This window comes from Bacillus sp. P4_D3 (assembly GCF_056401855.1).
The window spans coordinates 1-2,587 of sequence record NZ_JBFUIN010000439.1; the positions used below are offsets into that span (position 1 = coordinate 1).

Annotated in this window: 3 protein-coding genes; all 3 read right to left on the minus strand. The window is 36.3% G+C overall.

The features are described from left to right. A partial coding sequence (locus AC1DTM_RS22385; RefSeq protein ID WP_477000908.1) for a sigma factor-like helix-turn-helix DNA-binding protein occupies positions 1-276 on the minus strand: 276 nt, incomplete at its 3' end. A 654-nt stretch (positions 277-930) separates the two neighbouring features. Further along, on the minus strand, positions 931-1,821 hold the full coding sequence (locus tag AC1DTM_RS22390) for a Vgb family protein (RefSeq protein ID WP_477000909.1): 891 nt from the start codon (positions 1,819-1,821) through the stop codon (positions 931-933). A 115-nt stretch (positions 1,822-1,936) separates the two neighbouring features. Then, positions 1,937-2,332 carry a DUF3224 domain-containing protein gene (locus AC1DTM_RS22395; RefSeq protein WP_477000910.1) on the minus strand — a complete coding sequence of 132 codons (396 nt, stop codon included), beginning with the start codon at positions 2,330-2,332 and terminating at the stop codon, positions 1,937-1,939. Between the last annotated feature and the right edge of the window lie 255 nt (positions 2,333-2,587).

Here is a 2,587-nt window from a genome sequence, read left to right on the forward strand (position 1 = left end):
CTCCGTAATCGTTGCATATTCTGGTACTGGAGAAAATACGACATGCGCTTCTAACAGGTTATACTTTTCTTTAAGTAAATTCCCAACGTTATCTAAGTCAGCAAATGGATCAGCTATACTAATTTGAACAAATCCTTTTTCTTTCGCATACTTCAATAATCTAGAAATCGTCGGTCTTGAAATATTTAATTTATTAGCAATTTCTTGCTGACTATAATCTGATTGATAATATAATCTTGCAACTTCAACGCTTAATTGTTGTTTATCCTTATCCATAGTAACTCATTACATATCCTTTCCTGTATTTCCTTTTCGTTACAAGCATTATACAGCTTTATGCAAAAAAATTCGACTCCCTTATTTATCAACCTAAACTTCTACTCCACTTAGGATTTACAATGAAACTTTTATTTTTTAGCTTCATACACTCGATACAAATGATCTTGAATCAGATAAAGTGAAACTTTAATCAGTGGGGGTTTTGTTCATCCCCCACTGATTATTAGCCCTCACCAATCGGGCTTTTACGGGCAGTCCGACTCCCACCTAACTCCCTCGTATTCGCCGAATTTTGAGGTGGGAGTCTTACTGCCCGCAAATAGCGGGATAAATCGATTCATATTTAATTCATTCTTTTTGTTCTTTCTGTAGTAACAATAACAAACATTAAATATCGTTTATGAAACTTCCTTAACGTACGGTAAAGCCAAGTTTTTTAATATAGAAATTCCTTAGCGTGCGAAATTCACGTTTTGATGGCGAGACCCCATCGCCATCAAGMTAAAATTTTATAGTACCCCCAGAACGAAATTTTGTGCTACTTGTAACAAAAAAGCACATTTTTTCGTTTTGGGGAGCAACCAATTTCTTAACTTGATGGTGATGGGATATTTACTTTTCTGAGCTTGATRGCGATGGACGATATCCCTATTACGTAATGATTKTTAGACGTCCAATTTGATTACACTCTTCAGCGAACCAAAGATCGCCATCCGGACAAAWCGTGATAYCATGTGGCTCTGCATTATTTGTAGGTATCGTATATTCCGTAATAACTCCTTCAACTGTAATACGGCTGATTTGGTTACCTCCCCATTCTGTGAACCAAAGATCTCTGTTCTTCCCRGGTATTATGGCATGAGGACGAGCGTTCGGCGTCGGTATAACAAATTCTTTGAYCTCACCTTCGAACGTAATTCTACCAATTTTATTGCCYATGATTTGYACAAACCATATTGCTCCATCTGGKCCGCTCGCAATTCCAACTGGCCCGGAGTTGGGTGTTGGGATTGGATATTCTTTGACCTCACCTTTAGTGGTTATTCTCCCAATCCTATTGTTCTGATTCTGTGTAAACCATAATGCACCGTCTGATCCCAGAGTAATAAAAGAGGGRRATGATTTGGAGTTAGGCAATTCAAACTCGGTGATTTCCCCTGACTTTGTTATTCTTCCGATCCTACCATTATTCATTTCTGTAAACCATATTGCTCCATCTGGGCCTTCCGTTATGCCAAAAGGTGCAGCGTTCGTTGTAGGGAGTACATATTCTYCAAAAAGACCGTTCATCGACATTTTMCCGATCTTGCTTGAGTTATATTCCGTAAACCATAAGTCACCGKTCTGGTCCGAGATAATTGACATAGCTCCTGCATTTGCTGTCGGAATGGGAAAAGAATTTATTTCACCAGTAGCATTTATTCTMCCAATTCGATTCCCTTTCTGTTCYGTAAACCACAATGCTCCGTCTTTTCCTACGGTTATTCCATATGGTCCTGAATCTATTTCATTGACCACATATTCTTGTATCGTGATCCTCATATCATTTCCTCCCATTGAAAATTTYGAGTCTTGTTTTTCGGTATAATTTAGTTTWAAAAAGGACATTCCTGGTATTACAGTGGATGCCCTTTTTGCTAAATTATAAGATATTTTGTTAGAATTCAAAGTCTAGAATCAKTTTACTGGTTTGACCTGTAAACTTATAATTATAGGACCCTTTCARGCTTTCTAATTCACCAGTAGCTTTGATGATTGTTGCAGGGGAATCTAGATTTCCTTTATCAAATATCCCTTGCTCTATAGCTRTAAATGTCCCTCGTTTTCCYTTATAAATTCCTTCRAAATGTAAAAATCCRGAAATTTTAGCRGTAGCCAAGTGACCATCATCTATAGTTGATTCTAAATAATATAATAAATATTCAACAAAAGCTTTTCCTTTTAATTCACCGTCAATATCATATTCGACATGGGCAATATTAATAGGGAAATCTTTTSTAGTGTCATTGACTGGCTTTTCATCCCATTTACTTACTGTAAATGTTACTTCCATACGCGTAAACCTCCCTTCATCATTAGATGAGTAATCTACCTCCAGTATATCACCTAAAAAGYACCATCAATAATTATATCTCATAGGAGTGTTTCTAAAGTAACGGATGCTGCTGGTAAGAYCCTGTTAAGARCAAAAGACGACTTATYTTTTGTTCTTCTTATATGACATTGAAAGTAAATTTTTATTTAAMAGTTTACTTTCATTTTTATTAAAAAAGAACACGTAGAAATTACTACATGTTCTTTATGAGAC